The organism is Laspinema sp. D2d, from assembly GCF_025370755.1.
Lineage (GTDB): Bacteria > Cyanobacteriota > Cyanobacteriia > Cyanobacteriales > Laspinemataceae > Laspinema.
The window spans coordinates 1-15,708 of sequence record NZ_JAMXFC010000027.1 but is presented as its reverse complement, the minus strand read 5'-3'; the positions used below and the strand labels follow the sequence as shown (position 1 = coordinate 15,708).

General features: G+C 49.6%; 9 protein-coding genes. 3 read left to right on the top strand and 6 right to left on the bottom strand.

The features are described from left to right. Positions 1-221 precede the first annotated feature (221 nt). From NG796_RS17660 to NG796_RS17645, 4 genes are all read right to left on the bottom strand, one after another. On the bottom strand, positions 222-2,318 hold the full coding sequence (locus tag NG796_RS17660) for a methyl-accepting chemotaxis protein (protein ID WP_261208194.1): 2,097 nt from the start codon (positions 2,316-2,318) through the stop codon (positions 222-224). A 93-nt stretch (positions 2,319-2,411) separates the two neighbouring features. Then, entirely contained in the window at positions 2,412-2,879 is a 468-nt protein-coding gene (locus NG796_RS17655) for a chemotaxis protein CheW (RefSeq protein WP_261208192.1), read from the bottom strand. Between the two features lie 79 nt (positions 2,880-2,958). Next, a complete protein-coding gene (locus NG796_RS17650; RefSeq protein WP_261208190.1) occupies positions 2,959-5,202 on the bottom strand; it encodes a chemotaxis protein CheA in 2,244 nt (747 codons plus the stop codon). A gap of 103 nt (positions 5,203-5,305) precedes the next feature. Further along, a complete protein-coding gene (locus tag NG796_RS17645) occupies positions 5,306-5,674 on the bottom strand; it encodes a response regulator (protein WP_261208188.1) in 369 nt (122 codons plus the stop codon). Between the two features lie 1,152 nt (positions 5,675-6,826). On the opposite strand from NG796_RS17645, the gene NG796_RS17640 reads away from it, so the two are divergent. After that, positions 6,827-7,699, top strand: a complete 873-nt coding sequence (locus NG796_RS17640) for a Cof-type HAD-IIB family hydrolase (RefSeq protein ID WP_261208187.1) — start codon at positions 6,827-6,829, stop codon at positions 7,697-7,699. A gap of 430 nt (positions 7,700-8,129) precedes the next feature. Here the strand turns inward: NG796_RS17640 and NG796_RS17635 are convergent, their stop codons facing one another. Next, on the bottom strand, positions 8,130-9,116 hold the full coding sequence (locus NG796_RS17635; RefSeq protein ID WP_261208185.1) for a hypothetical protein: 987 nt from the start codon (positions 9,114-9,116) through the stop codon (positions 8,130-8,132). A gap of 90 nt (positions 9,117-9,206) precedes the next feature. On the opposite strand from NG796_RS17635, the gene NG796_RS17630 reads away from it, so the two are divergent. Together NG796_RS17630 and NG796_RS17625 are read left to right on the top strand one after the other, a co-directional pair. After that, the gene (locus tag NG796_RS17630) at positions 9,207-9,368 is read left to right on the top strand and encodes a hypothetical protein (RefSeq protein ID WP_261208183.1); all 162 of its coding nucleotides are present in this window, start codon (positions 9,207-9,209) and stop codon (positions 9,366-9,368) included. A 261-nt stretch (positions 9,369-9,629) separates the two neighbouring features. Next, positions 9,630-10,451, top strand: a complete 822-nt coding sequence (locus tag NG796_RS17625; protein WP_261208182.1) for a Crp/Fnr family transcriptional regulator — start codon at positions 9,630-9,632, stop codon at positions 10,449-10,451. An 88-nt stretch (positions 10,452-10,539) separates the two neighbouring features. Here the strand turns inward: NG796_RS17625 and NG796_RS17620 are convergent, their stop codons facing one another. Next, entirely contained in the window at positions 10,540-14,199 is a 3,660-nt protein-coding gene (locus NG796_RS17620; protein WP_261208181.1) for an ATP-binding protein, read from the bottom strand. Between the last annotated feature and the right edge of the window lie 1,509 nt (positions 14,200-15,708).

The following is a 15,708-nucleotide window of genomic DNA, read 5'->3' as shown; positions in this document are numbered from 1 at the left end:
CGAGTGGCATGGGAAGGAAGGAGCAGGGGTGAGGGGGCTGAAGCCAGAGGTTTTGGCGGGTTGGCATACTTAATCCGGTTGTCTCAAGTCGGTTTTATCTATAAGCGAAGCGAAGGCAGGCTCCGTCTGTTTAGCCCCACCCTTGCGGGTGTGGGTTTCTATAGCCCTATCAGTACCGTATGGAGTATGCCGCGAAGGGGGCGAAGGGGTTAGCAGGGGCTTCATTCCGAGGTGTCTTGGATTGAACCGGCGATCGCAGCAAGATTAATGGCCCGTTCCACGAGGTTGGAGGTGGCCCGTTGGGTTTCCTGCACTCCCTTGGCGTTCCATTCGGCAATTTCCCGCATTTGTTGAAAGGAAGTAAGGATGCTTTCGGAGACAGTGCCATGTTCTTGATTAGCATGAACCATCGACTGAATTTGTTTGGAAATGGTGTTGAGGGCTACGGTCATTTCTTTGATGGCGCGGGATTGTTCAGTCATGGCGCGAGCCACTTGTTCCGATTGTTGTTGGAGGTTTTGGACCGCGCTGGCAATAAAGTCGCTGGCGCTGCCTTGTTCAAGCATTCCTCGGGAAATGTTAGAAATTAAGCGGGCCAGACGTCCGGCTTCTTGATTGACTTGTTCCGAAGCGGTGGATTGTTGGGCCAGGGCGCGGGAGGTGCTGGTAGCGGCACGGCGCATGGATTCCACCGCTTGAACGATTTGGTTTGCCCCTTTAGCCTGTTCGGCGGTAGCTTTGCGAATTTGGGCGGTGAGCAGGGAGGTATTTTGCGCCGCTTTCATGACATCTCGGGCAGCGCGGGCTTGTTCGTTCATGGCTTTGGTGACTTCCATCGCAATTTTCCGCATTTGCGAAGCCGCTTGAACGATGCTTTGAGCCGTCTCGGATTGTTCGGCGGTTGCGCCAGCGACTTGTTTGGCTTGATTGGCAGTGGTATCGATGCTGGTGACGACGGCTTGTCCGGCGCTGAGTTGTTCTTCTGAGGCGCGGGTGATTTGGTTCACCAGTTGGGCGGTTTCTTCAATACCGCTGAGGATTTGTTTGAGGGCATTGACCCCATCTTCGGCTTGACGCCCGCTATCGTCCGCGACTTTGAGGCCATCATTGGAGGTGTTGACCGCTTCTTGAACAACGGTTTGTAAGCTTTTGATGATTCCGCCAATTTCCGAGGTAGCCGTGGCAGCGCGATCGGCCAGGGCGCGAATTTCTTCGGCCACTACGGCGAAACCGCGTCCCGCTTCTCCGGCACGGGCGGCTTCAATGGAGGCATTGAGGGATAGGAGATTGGTGCGCTCGGCGATTAAATTAATGGTGTCTACGATGGAGCTAATTTCGTCCGTGCGTTTGCCGGTTTCCCGGATAGCATCGGCGGATTTGACCATTGAGGCCCGCACGAGGCTGAGTCCTTGGATGGTTTTTTGGACTGTGGCTCCCCCAACCGTGGCATCGGTGGCAACTTTGCGGGTGATTTCGTTGGTTTGTTGGGTGAGGGTGGAGACGTTGCGGATAGAGCGCGCCAGTTGTTCGGCACTGACGGCGGCATTGGTGGCGGCGTCGGTAATTTCTTTGCTGTTGAGCGCCACACCGGAGACTGAGCGGGCCATTTCTTCGATGGAGACGGAAACTTGTTCCACCATTGCGGCGAGGTTTTCCGAGGTGGCGGAGACTTCCTCAATGGAGGCGGCCATTTCATCCATTGAATGGGTAGTTTCTTCGGCGGCGGTGTTTAAGTCATCGGCATTGAGCGCAACGCCGGAGATGGAGGTAGTAATTTGTTCAATGGAGGCGGCGGTTTGATTGATGGCGGAGGCGAGTTCGTCGGTATCTCGACTAACGCTTTTGATGGAGGCGGCGATTTCGCCCATTGAGCTGGTGAGCTGGGTTCCAGAGGTCGCCATCTCCTCGGTGGTGGCGCTGACACTTTTGATGGAACTGGCGGTTTCCTGGGTGTTGGTGGAGATTTCGCTAATTTCTGTAGCTAAACTGATGGTGCTGGCGGTGACTTGCTCAATGGAGGCGGCCATTTCATTGACAAAGGAGACCAACTGCTCGCTGGCGGTGGCAACGGAGTCCGCTTGGGTAGCAGTTTCCTTCAGAGAGATGACCATTTGATTGATTTGGACCGTACTATCATCGAGCGATCGGATTTGCTTCACTGCGCCGGTGGAAACCTCCTCAGCAATCCGAGAAATTTCATGGGCAGATTCAGTCATCTGACTGGCAGATAACTGAATTTTACCCTTTTCGGATTTGACTGAGACTTTACCATTCTTGATTTTGTTTTTGCTGTTAAATTTAGGCTCTTTCTTTGCCATGACTTTCTCTCAAATAGTTTTGGAATAAATTCAGTAACCCTTAAATTTTCGGGTTTATACTGAATTAATTTTAAATTAAAATGTACCCGTGAATCACGTTACGGTTACTCGCTCTATGGATCCCGAGCCATTCAATAACTCGTCAACATTGAGTAAGAGAACAACTCGCTCTCCTAATGTGGCAATTCCTGATAAATAACGGCTGGTCAATCCGGGCATTCCTTCTGGGGGCGGTTGTATGGCCTCCATCGGTACGGATACGAACTCGCGGGCTGTATCCACTACCAATCCGACTGTGCGCTGATTGATGTGAATGACGATTAAGCGGGTGCGAAGATCGTAGGGAATTTTTTCTAGGCCAAATTTCACGCGCAAATTCAGGACGGGAATCACTTGTCCCCGAGAAAAAACAACGCCTTCCACAAAAGCCTGTGCTTTGGGAACGGGGGTAATTCGGTCAATCATTTCCATCTGCTGCACGACTTCGGAACGAATTCCATAGGTGGTATTCGCCAGTTCAAAAAAAATAAAGGTAGAGTCGGTATTTTGAGTATTTACCATTGGACTAAAAGGGAGTAGAAATCAGGAGTGTCAGGGAGAACCCGAGGGGGTAAAAATCCTCCGGGGTGATGTTCAGGGGTTATTTGGGATTGGAGGTTCGCACTAAGGCGGGGGCATCAAGAATTAAGATGACCCGACCATCCCCGATTTCAGTGGCTCCAGAAATGCCGAGGACTTGAACAAAGGGGTCGTTTAGGGGGCGCACCACAATTTCTCTTTGTCCGATAATGCGATCAACGGCAATGGCGACGGTACTGGGTCCACTGCCGACAATCACGACCCGTAAGGAGGAGTTCGTTTGTGGCGGTTGGCGGGTTAAGAGGGTAGGATTTCTAGGGGATTCGGTGAGGGCAGAGGGACTGGAATTGGCCTTGGGGGAGAGAGGGGACTGTTGCCCATTCCGGGAGTTAGACCGGGTTAATTCCAGGGGAGTTAAGTCAAACAGGCATTCTAAGCGCAATAGGGGAATGACTTTCCCTCGGTAAGGAATCATTTCGGTCTGTTCAAAGACGGTGACGGCGGTGGAGGGGAGGGCGATCGCCTCGCGCACTGAACTTTGCGGAATGGCGTAGGTTTCGCGACAAACGCTGACGAGAAAGGCATCGGCGATCGCCAAGGTCAGGGGTAATTCAATCATAAATCTCGTTCCTTGACCGATTACACTCTCAAAGGTGAGGGTTCCACCCAGTTCCTGAACGGTATTTTTGACGATCGCCATCCCGACTCCCCGACCACTGGCTAAATCGGCCACATCTCGGGTGGAAAACCCAGGGGTGCAAAGAATCTCTAAAATAGTCGTGGGGTCATAACCCTGATGCAGCATATTTCGACTCTCGCAGTTGGGTAACAACCCTCGCGAAGCGGCCCTTTCCATCACCTTGGGTTGATCAATCCCAATCCCATCATCTTCGATTTCAATAACCACCATCTCCCCGCAAGTTTTGGCTCTCAGGGCAATTTTTCCCTCGATGGGTTTGCCCGCGAGGGAACGCTCTTCAATGGTCTCTAATCCATGACTTACGGCATTTCTGACTAAATGCAATAGCGGATCCATCATCCGCTCAACTACAAATTTATCAATTTCAGTTTCCTGTCCGCTCAATTCAACCCGGACTTGTTTCTGGCTCTCCCGCACGAGGTCTCGGACGACAAATTGCATCCGGGCAAAGATTTCCCCGATCTGCACTAACCGCACCCGCATCACCCCTTCCCGCAAATCCCGCAGTTGTCGTTCCAGGATTTGGTTGATTTCAATTAAGGGACGCAAGTCGGCCAGGGGGACTTTCTCTTTCATCCGGGTGAGGGTATCTTCCAGTCGCGCCCTTGTAATCACCAAATCCCCCATCATCCGCATCAATTCATCTAATTTGGGGAGGTCTACCCGCACTACGTTGGAACTCTGAGAAATTAAGGGAGCGCTTGGGGTAATCGCAGAGGCCGGGAGAGGGTTTTCTTCCCGTTCGAGGGTGGGGTTACTTTCCACGGAGGTGGGTGGTAACGGGTTGGAAACCGGAGTAGGCTCCACAGGAGGGGTAGGGGCGGCATCGGGGGGCGCTAGGTTTGGGGAAGGGGTGGCGGAATCAAGATAGGGCATCCAGCTCAGTCCCTCATTTTCCCACCCCATAAAGGTGCTGACATTCAGGCTACTAACGATTAGAAAATCAAACTCGATTTTTCCCTCTCGGGTCATTCGAGGGGCGGCATAAATTAATTCCCCTACACTTTGTAGGCGATCGCGAATTTTATTGACGTTAATACCATTATTCGAGAGTTGCGGTGTGGGGACAAAAATAAAGTGCCACGCGGTAACTCCTGGGAGAACGATCGCCCGGTCAAAGTGGGCGATTTCTTCCGGTTTGAGTCGCAGTTTTGGAGGGGCTGACTCTTCTACAATAGAAGGTTCGGGTTCAGCTTGGGAAATTACAGATCTTAAAGCGGCGATCGCGGGTTTAATATCCAGGGGCGGGGTTTTGTTACGATGGGATGCAATGGTTTGCTCTAGTCCCTTCGTTCCTCCCAATAAGGCATCAAATCCTTCGGGACTCAGCATGACTTCTTGATCCCGCAGTACCCGCAAATAGCTTTCCATTTCATGGGCTAATTCTTCTGCATCTTTCACGCCGACCATACCGGATAACCCTTTGAGGGAATGAAAGCTACGAAACAGTTCATTTAAAACCGAACGCTCTATTTTCTCTTTTCCCACAAACGGTTCAATATTCAATAATTCTCGACGGACTACTGTTAAATGCTCGTCGCATTCTGCAAAATAGTCGTCTAAGAAATCTTTAAAAAAATTTGTAGCGTCTGGGTGGGTAGACACGAGGTTTTTCTCTCTTTTATATCTTGGTACTCAAGGAATGAATTAGATTTTAGAGGCAAAATTTGTCAGGATTTGGCGGGGGAGTAGAATTAGAAGTGAGGATTTAATGAGTTAGTAAATCATGCACTTGACTGGAAAGCGATCGGGGTTCAAAGGGTTTGGTTAAATAACAGGATGCCCCAGCTTGAATGGCTTCGCTCCGACTGCCTTCATCCCCTTTAGTGGTTAAAATGACAATCGGTGTTGCATTGTAGCTGGGATGTCCCAGAACGAACCTCAATACTTCCAGCCCGTGCATATCCGGCATATTCAAATCTAAAATCATCAAATCAAAGGGAGCAACTGCTAACTGTTCGATCGCTTCTAGTCCATTCCCGGCTTCCTGAAAAGTGACGTTGGTTAAGTCTCGCAGGGATGCGATTACCATTTTTCTCATCGTAGCGGAATCATCCACAACTAAAATCCGTTTCATCGTTTCTTTACTCCTTGATATGGATGCGGTGATTAAAGGTAAAAAGGGTGATTTTTCTCCCTTGGGGTGAACTGAAGATGTTGAGTGGTTACAATTTGGGTTCGGGGTATCCTTTTCTTGAACCTGTATGTCCAAGCATTCTTTTTTATGAGTTGCCTGAAGTTTATAGTCAACCCGTGTTCCTAGGGCTTTCTAAACTTTATATAATATTCCTCCCATAACCCATGAGACTCTCGTTAATGACAGCGCCCAATTGACTTTGGGCTAACCCTTTAACTATTTTCTCATGTTCTTTTCCAAATGGGGGGATTTCTTCAAAAAATGAAACAATATCCCCAGGGCTTTCTAAAATTGTCAATTTCTTGAATCCCTATCCCTAGCACTGCTTGGAGAGTCTGGCATAACGGAGTAAACTCGGTCTGAAATCCCCTTGCTTCTTCGTCAGAGCCTGTTCCTCTTCTGCAATTCCCTAGTGATGCAGGTTTCTTGTCGGTGTTCAGTCCAGGGTTTGAGTTGAATTTGGGAGAGTTTTAAGACTTGATGAGTCTGGTAATTCTCAGTTTAACCCATTTTTTGAACAGTTCCTCTTTTATTTTATTCGTAAAAATTTTTGCAATTTTTTAGATTATAGATTATTATAAAATATTTTGTTAAACTATAATAAATTAATTCTATCAGCAATTGAAGAAGGGGTTTCTGAACTTAATAAAAATTTAATTATCTAGGAAACGCTCCCACTTGGACAACATTTTGGTTTTCAAACCAGAGGACTCGATTCGGGCGATCGCAAGAGGGGTGCAAAAGAGAGTTTCCTGTTTCTATAAACTCGGGAAATCACTGTAGCAATGGGTGGGAGTGGGACGGCTGATTCCCAGATTTATTCGGAAAAACCCCTAACTTTACCAGTTCCCAGACTCCAAGCGATCGCCTGGGGAAGTCGGAAGGGACAGCATGGAAACCACCAACAGGGATTCGAGAAAAACCCTGTAGCCGTTAGCACCTCATCTGGACCAAAACTCTGATTTTGGGTCCCTAGAATCTCCTATTGGACCGATACTCTAGGGCCGAAAAATTACCCTTGCCATCGGGGGGCAACTGCTTCCATACTCAGACAATAGGTCAATCCGTAACACTCAAGGGACCCAACAAGCCATGCTAACTCCTGTAACCAACCCCTCCCAATTGGGTGAACCGGCGATCGCCAATGCCGATATCCAATTGCTGGTCCTTGATATTGATGGCACCATTGCCGGAGTCTCAAATCAAATCACCCAATCAGTGAAGGAAGCGATCGCCGCAGTCCATAGAAAAGGCATCCCTGTCGCGATCGCCACGGGACGGATGTATCGATCGGCCCTTCGGTTCCACCAGGAAATTGTCTCCCCCTTACCCTTAATTGCTTACCAAGGGGCATTAATCAAAGACCCCGCCACGGAAACCCTTCATTATCACACCCCAGTTGCATCAGAAATCGCCCTGGAACTATTAGACTACTTTGATGATTCCACCGTGCGATCACAGCTTTCAGTTCACTGCTATATTGACGATTGTCTCTACGTTCGGGAACTCACCGCAGACAGCCAAGCTTATGGCGATCGCACCGGAGTGACACCCATTCCCTATGGCGACTTGAGACCCCTCATCGCCGCATCTGCGCCCACAAAACTCCTCGCCCTCAGCCAAAATACCGCTTTAATCGACGAGTTACTGCAAGCCTTTAGTTTGCGCTATACCCCCACCGAACTCTACCTCACCAAATCCCATACCACCTTCCTAGAAGCGGGAAATCCAGCGGTGAATAAAGGCGCTGCTGTGCGTTATCTAGCAGAAGATATCCTCGGACTCTCCCCAGGGAACGTCATGTGTATTGGAGATAATTTCAACGATGTGGAAATGCTGGAGTATGCCGGAGTCGGGGTGGCAATGGGTAACGCCCCCGAAGGAGTCAAAGCAGTCGCCAATTGGGTGAGTCCCTCAGTTGAAGAAGAAGGGGTTGCCCGGGCGATCGAGCGGTTTTTGCTCTAACTCTGACTCGGGGAGATGGGGGAGGATGGGGAGGATGGGGGAGGATGGGGAGGATGGGGAGGATGGGGAGGATGGGGAGGATGGGGAGGATGGGGAGGATGGGGAGGATGGGGAGGATTGGAGAAATTTTGCTTCCCTATCTCCCCCATCTCCCCTATCTCCCCTATCTCCCCTATCTCCCCTATCTCCCCTATCTCCCCTATCTCCCCCATCTCCCCTATAAACCTCTGGGTTATAGAGTTTTAAAAATTTGCAGCAGAAAGGGCACCGACGACTGGCCGTGTTTCGTCTCGGTGCCCTTATCTGGTTCGCTCCTCACACACCTGTTAATATATCGAACCCAAGCGGATTTGTCACCCCCCTCAACAAACTTTCTTGAGAATTTTGTGACATTTTTTTGAGTTCCAATTCCCAGACGGAGGCATTTGGCCTAAAGTTCCAAGGGGGCCAAACTACTAAAGTCTTTTTCTAGCAAGCGTTTCAGCAATTTTTGAGTGAGGAAAATTAGCCCTAATCTGGCTTGGGCTAAATCCAAATCTTGGGATTGCACGGATCCAAAAATTTGACATTGCGCGTGAAAAGTCAGGAAGTCCTGACTTAACAGGGTGGCGATCGCAAGTCGGCTAGTAATTTGGGACGGAGAAAGGGGACAACTGAGGGCATCGACGGTGGCGATCGCCCGGGAAATTAAGGTACGTTCCGCAGGATGATGGGGCTTGAGGCGGGTTGGGGACTCCAACCAGGCGCTCGGATCTGGTGCAGTTACTGAGCCAATATTGGTAGAGGTTCCAGGAGGGGTGGGGTTTTCCAGGGTAATCAAGCCCTCGCGGTGGGCTAACCGTAACAGGGCGCAACACCGGGCATGGGCGTACTGAATTGCAAATAAATCCAGGGACTCAGAGGGGGGAAGGGGTCCCGGGTCTGGAGTGGCATCCGATTCAAGGTCCCAAGCGATCGCCCGTTGTAACCAAATCGCAATCCCGGGGTCTGTGAGTTCGAGGTACAGTTTGCCCGGTGGAATTACGCTCAGGTTCCAGAGGTTGGCCCCAAGGGGAGAAGGGAGGTCTGGGGGCCTGGAGTTCCGGAAACTCTCAGCGATCGCCTGGGCAATTTCCATCGGGGGTATAGACCCCTGTTTTGCCAGTTGTAGAGCGACTGGGGAAATATAAAGGATCCGTTGGGTATCTTTGGAGCGATAAAGGGGGATAGACTGGGGTCCAGTCACGGGGATGGACCCACCAGAAAGCTGGCCCGGGGTGAACCGTGAGGGGATGGCTTGTTGAAGTTGGAGTAGGAGTACGGAGGCGATCGCCAAGGGTTCAACCATGATCGGGTGAGGGAGTGAGAGGGTGAGTTGATGCGGTCCAGTGGGGTCTCCAAAATTCAGGAGATAGCCGCAAGCCTGCCGATCCCTCACCAGACAAAACTAAGCAAAAAGTAACCGGACAAGTCAGAGGGGATTAAGTAATATTGGCTACCCTAATTGTTGGATCCCAGCTTATTTTATATGAACCGAGACCTGTTCAAGGGCGATCGCTCCCAACCGATGACCCATTATTCTGGACTCTCTAGTGTTTTAACTCCTCTGACCCGGTTTCAAGGTCAAGTCGGTTTAGGCGCTACAAATCGAGAAGGCTACAGGTGGGGCAGAAACCGCCTATTTTTATGAGGTTGAACCAGACTGAGGGTCAACATGAACGGTTTTTAACAGTTTATGACGCTTTATAGCGCGTCTAAATCATTCTGACAATGGATACAAGGCTCATCGTCTTGTTCGCACATCGGAGCTATGCCTACTTACTTTGTATCTTGCTCGCTGTCTCTAGGTCACTTTCATTTAGGGTCGCTTTAGTTAGAGAAGGGAGTATTTGCATCGCCACTGCATCATCAGCTTTGGTGCGTCGAGCCAAACTCTGCAAAAATTTTAGATATGTACTCATCTGAACCTGCCCAACCCTCTCGGCCTTTTTTAACTCACCAACCGATTTTGGAGTGGGCTGAACAACACTATCGATGTCGGACCTTTCGGAAAGAAGAACGAATCCCCACTCGTCCTGGATTAGTATATTTGGTGATATCAGGAGCCGTCCGGTTGGTGGGAATTGCCAAAGATAGCCCTTGTTCCCTTCCGGTTTCATCCCGGAAAAGGACCCGGGAAAGTCTCCCTTACGCGGATTTGTCTCCTGTGGAAGTTGCCTCCCCTGAGCGATCGCATGGAGAAATGGCCTCTCAAGGCTCGAAACTCAATACCCTCCCCGTCCTAGGGGAAGACAAAGGGGAAAACGCTGAAACCTTTTTAGGATTTGTGAGTCAGGGTCAACCCTTTGAAGTAGTCAGCGAAACGTTTTTTACCTTTGAAGCTTACGCTCACATTGACCAAACCGCTGTGATGTGGATGTACTGGCCGGACTTAGATCAGTGGCCGTTATTTCGACAACAGGTCCTGGATGCGTTTCGGTATCAGCACCAGCGCAAGCTTCTGTGGCTGGGAATTTTGGGACAGCGACGCACGATCGCCAGACTGTTGGGATTTTTGAGCTTACTGATTGAAGAACATGGTCAAGCGATCAGGGATGAGCCGAAAGAAGAGGGGGTAAGCGGGTATTACCTGCCTTGGAATTTAACTCATGCTCAAATTGGGAGTGCGATCGGTTCAACTCGGGTAACCGTGACGAGATTAATGGGCAAATTACGGGCAGAGGGGTTGATTCAAGTGGGGGAGGGTCACTTAATTGGATTACCCCGCCGGTAGCGGTCTCTTGCCCGGTTTAACCCGCACCGGGCGTAGGGTTACGTTCGGAAAGGGTGTGGGTTCTGAACGAGCAGAACCCAGCTTCAGATTAGACGGTGCCATTTTTGAGGGCATCTAGGAGAATTTCCGTGGCGGATTCGTATAACGGTAAGGTGATACTAAAAGTCGAGCCTTGATTGGGGTGAGAGGTGACAGAAATCCATCCTCCGTGGAGTTCGACTAATTTTCGGGTAATGGCTAACCCCAACCCACTGCCTTGATATTTGCGAGTGAGAGAGGAATCAATTTGAGAGAAGGGAGAAAACAACCTCGGGCGATCGCGCTCGTCAATGCCAATCCCCGTATCCCAGACCACAAAGTGAATCCAATCATGAGGGCGACTCACTGTGTTCCGCATAGGCTTAGATAGGCCCTTGTCTTCCGCTTTTGAGTTCCCATCGCAACCCTCGGGAGTTTCGTTGGCACTAGACCGATAAATTTTTAACCCAACCTCACCTTCTGGGGTGAATTTAATCGCATTCGTGAGAAGATTAAGCAGCATTTGTTTGAGTCTGCGGGGGTCAACCACCATACATTCTAGGGAGGGGTCTACTTCCATTTGAAATTGTAAGCCGTGATTAGCGACTCGCTCTTGAATCAAGCTGACGAGACCCTGACAAATATCGCAAATATACACCAGTTGGGGTTCGAGTTCCAGGCGATCGGCTTCAATTCGGGAGAGGTCGAGGATATCATTAATCAAGGATAATAAGTGTTGTCCGCTAATATGAATCCGGTCTAGGTAAATTTTTTGTTTACCGTTTAATGACCCGAAGGATTCTTCGAGCAGGACGCTGGAGAAGCCGAGAATAGCAGTTAAGGGGGTGCGGAGTTCGTGAGAGGTGGTGGCAATAAATTCTTCTTTGAGACGGTTGATGGCGGCTAGTTCTTGATTTTGCTCTTGCAGGCGCTGCCATTGGTGACGAAATTCACTCACATCTCGGGCGATCGCAATGATTCGATGGATTGAGCCGGTTTCGTCGGAGATGGGTGAGTAGACGGTTTCTAGGGTTTTGTTGCCAATGGGGAAACTAATATCGTGACTGACTAAAACGCGATCGCCGGTTTCATAGACATGATGCAGCAAGGGTTCGATCGCATCGGCAGCGTTGGCGTTTAGTTCTCGATTAGTTTTGCCGATGATTTGTTCACGAGTCAGGCCAAAGAAGGTCGCACCTGCTGCGTTAATGGATAAATAACGCAGTTGGGTATCATATTCAACAAAAATATCAGTGGATTGACGCAGAAAAGACCGAAAGTAGTCCGCACTCAAGCGGGAGGACTGTTCTTTTCTCAGTAGGCGGGCTTGCCGGATGGCGATCGCACAAACTTTAGCGACTTGCTTCACCAGTTCAATCTCGTCGCTATTAAAGTCTTTGTGTTGGGGTTGAATGATGCCTAACGCACCAATGGAACCGCTATCGTCGGCGATCGGAACTAGGGTTTGTTGGAAACATTGGTTTTGAGGCAACTCGTTGAAATTCTCATCCCCAGGTAGAGGACGATCGCTGAGTTCCTCACAATTCACCGCTGCTAAGACACACAGTTCCCCCTGTAAGAGGACAGTACGGCAGTCCGAAGGAATCTGATTAAAGTCCAAGCGAGTAGCAATGGGCAAGGCTTTTTCCGACAGGGGATTGAGAAACGATGCCTGGACCTGATATACTCCTTGTGCCTCATCCCATAACAGGGCATGACAGCTATCGACCCCGAGAGTTTCTACGATGCCTTGTACCGCTGCATTGATTACACTATCTTCATTGGTGGCACTGCTGAGGGTTTCGGTTAAGTGGCGAATCAGTTGCTCAAATTGGAGCGATCGCGCAAGGGTTGTAGTTCTCTGCTGTACCCGATCTTCGAGTTCCCGCGCGTAGGTGCGTAATTGTTGGACCAGATTGGCTTGTTCGATCGCGATCGCCATCTGAGTCGCCACCGCTTGCACCAGTTGCTTTTCATCCGTAGTCCATTGTCGGGGACCATGACAGTGATGGACAACCAACAATCCCCACAGACTAGAAACACTCGCCGATTTGAGTACAGTGGCGTCAATCTCAGAAATTTCCACCGTGGAGTTCGGCAGTTCTCTCACGCCGAGACTATCAGGTATAATAGACTCGTCTTTCTGCCGCCCAATCGCAACTCCCATAAAACTGCGGACTTGAAACTGGTTGAGCATTTTGCGATGGCAATCGCTCAGGGCTGCATTTTGAATATCTGGAATTGAGCCGAGACGTCCATTGCGATAGGCATCTTGATGGGCTAGAGGCATACAGTCGGCAGGAAACCACTGTCCTTTGATGGATGGATAAGGCGTTTGCACATCTTCAGCGATACAAACCCCACTGCCATCCGCCAAAAACTGAAAGGCAAGGGCGCGATCAGTATCTAGGGCTTGTCGGAGACCCTGAACCCCGAGTTTTAAAATGGTGGGCAGATCAAAAGTGGAGCGGATTTTAGCGGAAATTCGGCTCAGAAGCATTTCCCGCGATCGCCGTTGTTGAATTTCCTGTTCAGCTCGGGCGCGATCGCTCAAATCCGTAACAAAGGTCATAAAATAGCTATCGTCCTCTTCTTCCCCCACGAGGCAGAGGGTCACCTCTGCTGCCAATAGGGAACCATTGGCGCAGATATAGCGCTGGCGGAGGGTTTGCCGTTTGACTCCCTCTCGCACCATTTGTTGAATCAGTCGCAACAAGGCTGCGAAATCTTCAGGATGGGAAATTGCCCGGTAATCTAAATAGCGCAGTTGACTGGAACTATACCCGGTCATTTGACAAAAGGCGGGATTGGCTTTGAGGATTCCGCCATCCATGCTGTGGTAAACAATTCCCGTGGGACAGTCCCAAAACAGCCCATCAAAGCCGGGATTTGGAAACGAGATCCAGGAGGAGGGTTGCTCGATGCCGTCGGAAGGTGACTCCGGGGGTAGAGAATTATAAGCGGGCGATCGCACCGCCTCTCTCCCCCGGGAAAATCGCCGGTTTTGAGCCGTCCTCTCTCCTAATGGGTTAGACTCGCCGAGGTTGGGACGCTCTTGAGCAACAGCGATCGATGAGTCTTGGGAAGAAATTAAATGGAGGGTATGTAACCAAAACCGCCGCAAAACCCGCTCATCATTCTCTAAATCCACTGCTTCCAAGCCGGAACAATGAGGGACTGCTGTCGCCAGGGTTGAGCTTCGGAGCAATTTAACGATCGCCCCGGGATCGAACACCACCGATACCCGAGTACGGGGTTCATTCCCTTCCTCAACGGCTGCAAATTCTTCCTCTGTGTAAGCTTGATTCAGTTCCACTTGAATCCAGACATTCAGATGAGAACTCAGGGCCAGAATGCTCGTTTCCACTCCCCCTAGGGCAATCACCGGAACCGGCGCAAATCGTTGGGGCTTACTTAGGGAATAGTTGGGCGGGCTGGCGGCATGGGGCATGGATTGCACCTCCATTTCAGCTACGGAGAACCGACTAGGCGTGATTGCTGTTTTTACCGGATATGTCACCACTTCAGATTCCACCTTCTCTGGAATCCTCTGCCCAGTTTTATACCACATTTCTTGTAGCTTTTGACACCGTTCTAAATTATCTCCGACTACTAATAAAGCCCGTAACCAACCACTACTTTCTAGGGCATGGCGCAGCAGTTGAAATAAAGAGAACAAATGTTCGCGGTCCAAATATAGGATAATTTGGCTGGGTAACCGATGATTCATATTTATTTTAGAATTTAGAGTTTCCATAGTTTTAGAGAGAATTGGGCCGATTTGTTCAATTTTGGCGTTGCCTAAGTTAATGATTCCCTAACTCCTCCGGAGTATTTAAAGGATTGCCCCAACCCCTTTAAATGTAATGTTTCTTAACAAAAAAGAGTAAAATTTCCCACTAGACAATAAGCATAAAAGCTGGGGTAATCTGTCAACCTCTAGTCAAAATAAGTTAACGAATTGTACCCACAGAACCTCACCCCTTTTACCCTTGCCCATCGCTTCGACGGTTGTCTATATGACCTAGGGACTTGGAAAACTGTTCAGGTTTGAGGCGATCGCCTCTGACACCCTATGCGAACCCACCTGAACTTTCCGACTCCTACCATCTCCTCAATCTTTACTGTACTTCATTTATCCCGGATTAGAGAGAGGCCCTCAAAACCCGAGGGGATTTCTTCTAATCTAGTGCAGGTCAAGGTTTCGGGTGCAACCCTTTCATCAATTCATAGCCTAACAGGGCATCGCCGTGAGTCGCCCTGTACCAAAAGAGTGGTTTTTCCCACCCTTTCGGGACTTTCCCCTTCTTGAAAGCGGCGATCGGATTCCCATCACCTCGGAAGCCACCTTTCTGAGTCGAGCAACCCGAATATGCTGCCCTGGATCAACCTGACTCCCCAAGGGGCAAAGAATGAGCCAAGTTACCCCCTAATCGCCTCAATTCGATTCTCCTATTGCGGGATGAGCATCCCAGACTAGAATCATTTAGGGGTTTCATTTTACTAGAAACTTTTAAGATTGTACAATCCTGCTCCTTGCTTGCCATCCGGCTGCTGAGAACCAACTTTTGCGGATGCAATGATAGTCCATATTTAGGATTACCTTCCCAGCATCAATAAAATTTGTTTTACATAACTTTTATTTTAAAACCCCCTTCTTTAAATCTAGCGATCGCCCTCCTCAATCATGGATAACCCAACTAACAAACCCGATGATCCCTGGCTTTGTTACCACTTATTTAAGATTACTCTAGCGGTTCCCACAGTTATTCCCCTACATTTTTAGAGGGCGGTAATCGAGGCTAGGCCGTAGGCTTTGTAACTTACTCGCTGGAGACCAAATTCATATTTTAAAGCCTCAAATCTGTACCTCACTGGACTGGGAACCGCTAGATAGGCTTTAGTGGAGTTGGGAACTATTCAATAGGTTTACTGGCAACTGAATCCGATGATACGATCCGATCTGATCCACCTATATTTTTGGCTAGGAGGTGAGTACAGGAGAAGGTAGACAAACGGAGTTAGGTCACAAAATATAAGTGCTGCAAGAGCAATCGGGTCAGCCCAAACCCACCCCGAGCAAGAATGGGGCCATTTGGGGGGATTCTCTGATGCGGAGGCTAAAGAGTTCATAAATCTTTGACTACGGGACTGGGTAGAAGCTGAGAGGGTGACAAGGCAGGGGAAACCCATACGGGGCAATTGTTTGAGATAATGAAGAAGTCGTAAAAAAGCGGGT

Coding starts and splice junctions, on each gene's coding strand:
- NG796_RS17660 (WP_261208194.1), bottom strand. CDS start 2,318: ATGGCAAAGAAAGAGCCTAAATTTAACAGCAAAAACAAAATCAAGAAT.
- NG796_RS17625 (WP_261208182.1), top strand. CDS start 9,630: ATGTACTCATCTGAACCTGCCCAACCCTCTCGGCCTTTTTTAACTCAC.
- NG796_RS17655 (WP_261208192.1), bottom strand. CDS start 2,879: ATGGTAAATACTCAAAATACCGACTCTACCTTTATTTTTTTTGAACTG.
- NG796_RS17640 (WP_261208187.1), top strand. CDS start 6,827: ATGCTAACTCCTGTAACCAACCCCTCCCAATTGGGTGAACCGGCGATC.
- NG796_RS17630 (WP_261208183.1), top strand. CDS start 9,207: ATGAACCGAGACCTGTTCAAGGGCGATCGCTCCCAACCGATGACCCAT.
- NG796_RS17620 (WP_261208181.1), bottom strand. CDS start 14,199: ATGAATCATCGGTTACCCAGCCAAATTATCCTATATTTGGACCGCGAA.
- NG796_RS17645 (WP_261208188.1), bottom strand. CDS start 5,674: ATGAAACGGATTTTAGTTGTGGATGATTCCGCTACGATGAGAAAAATG.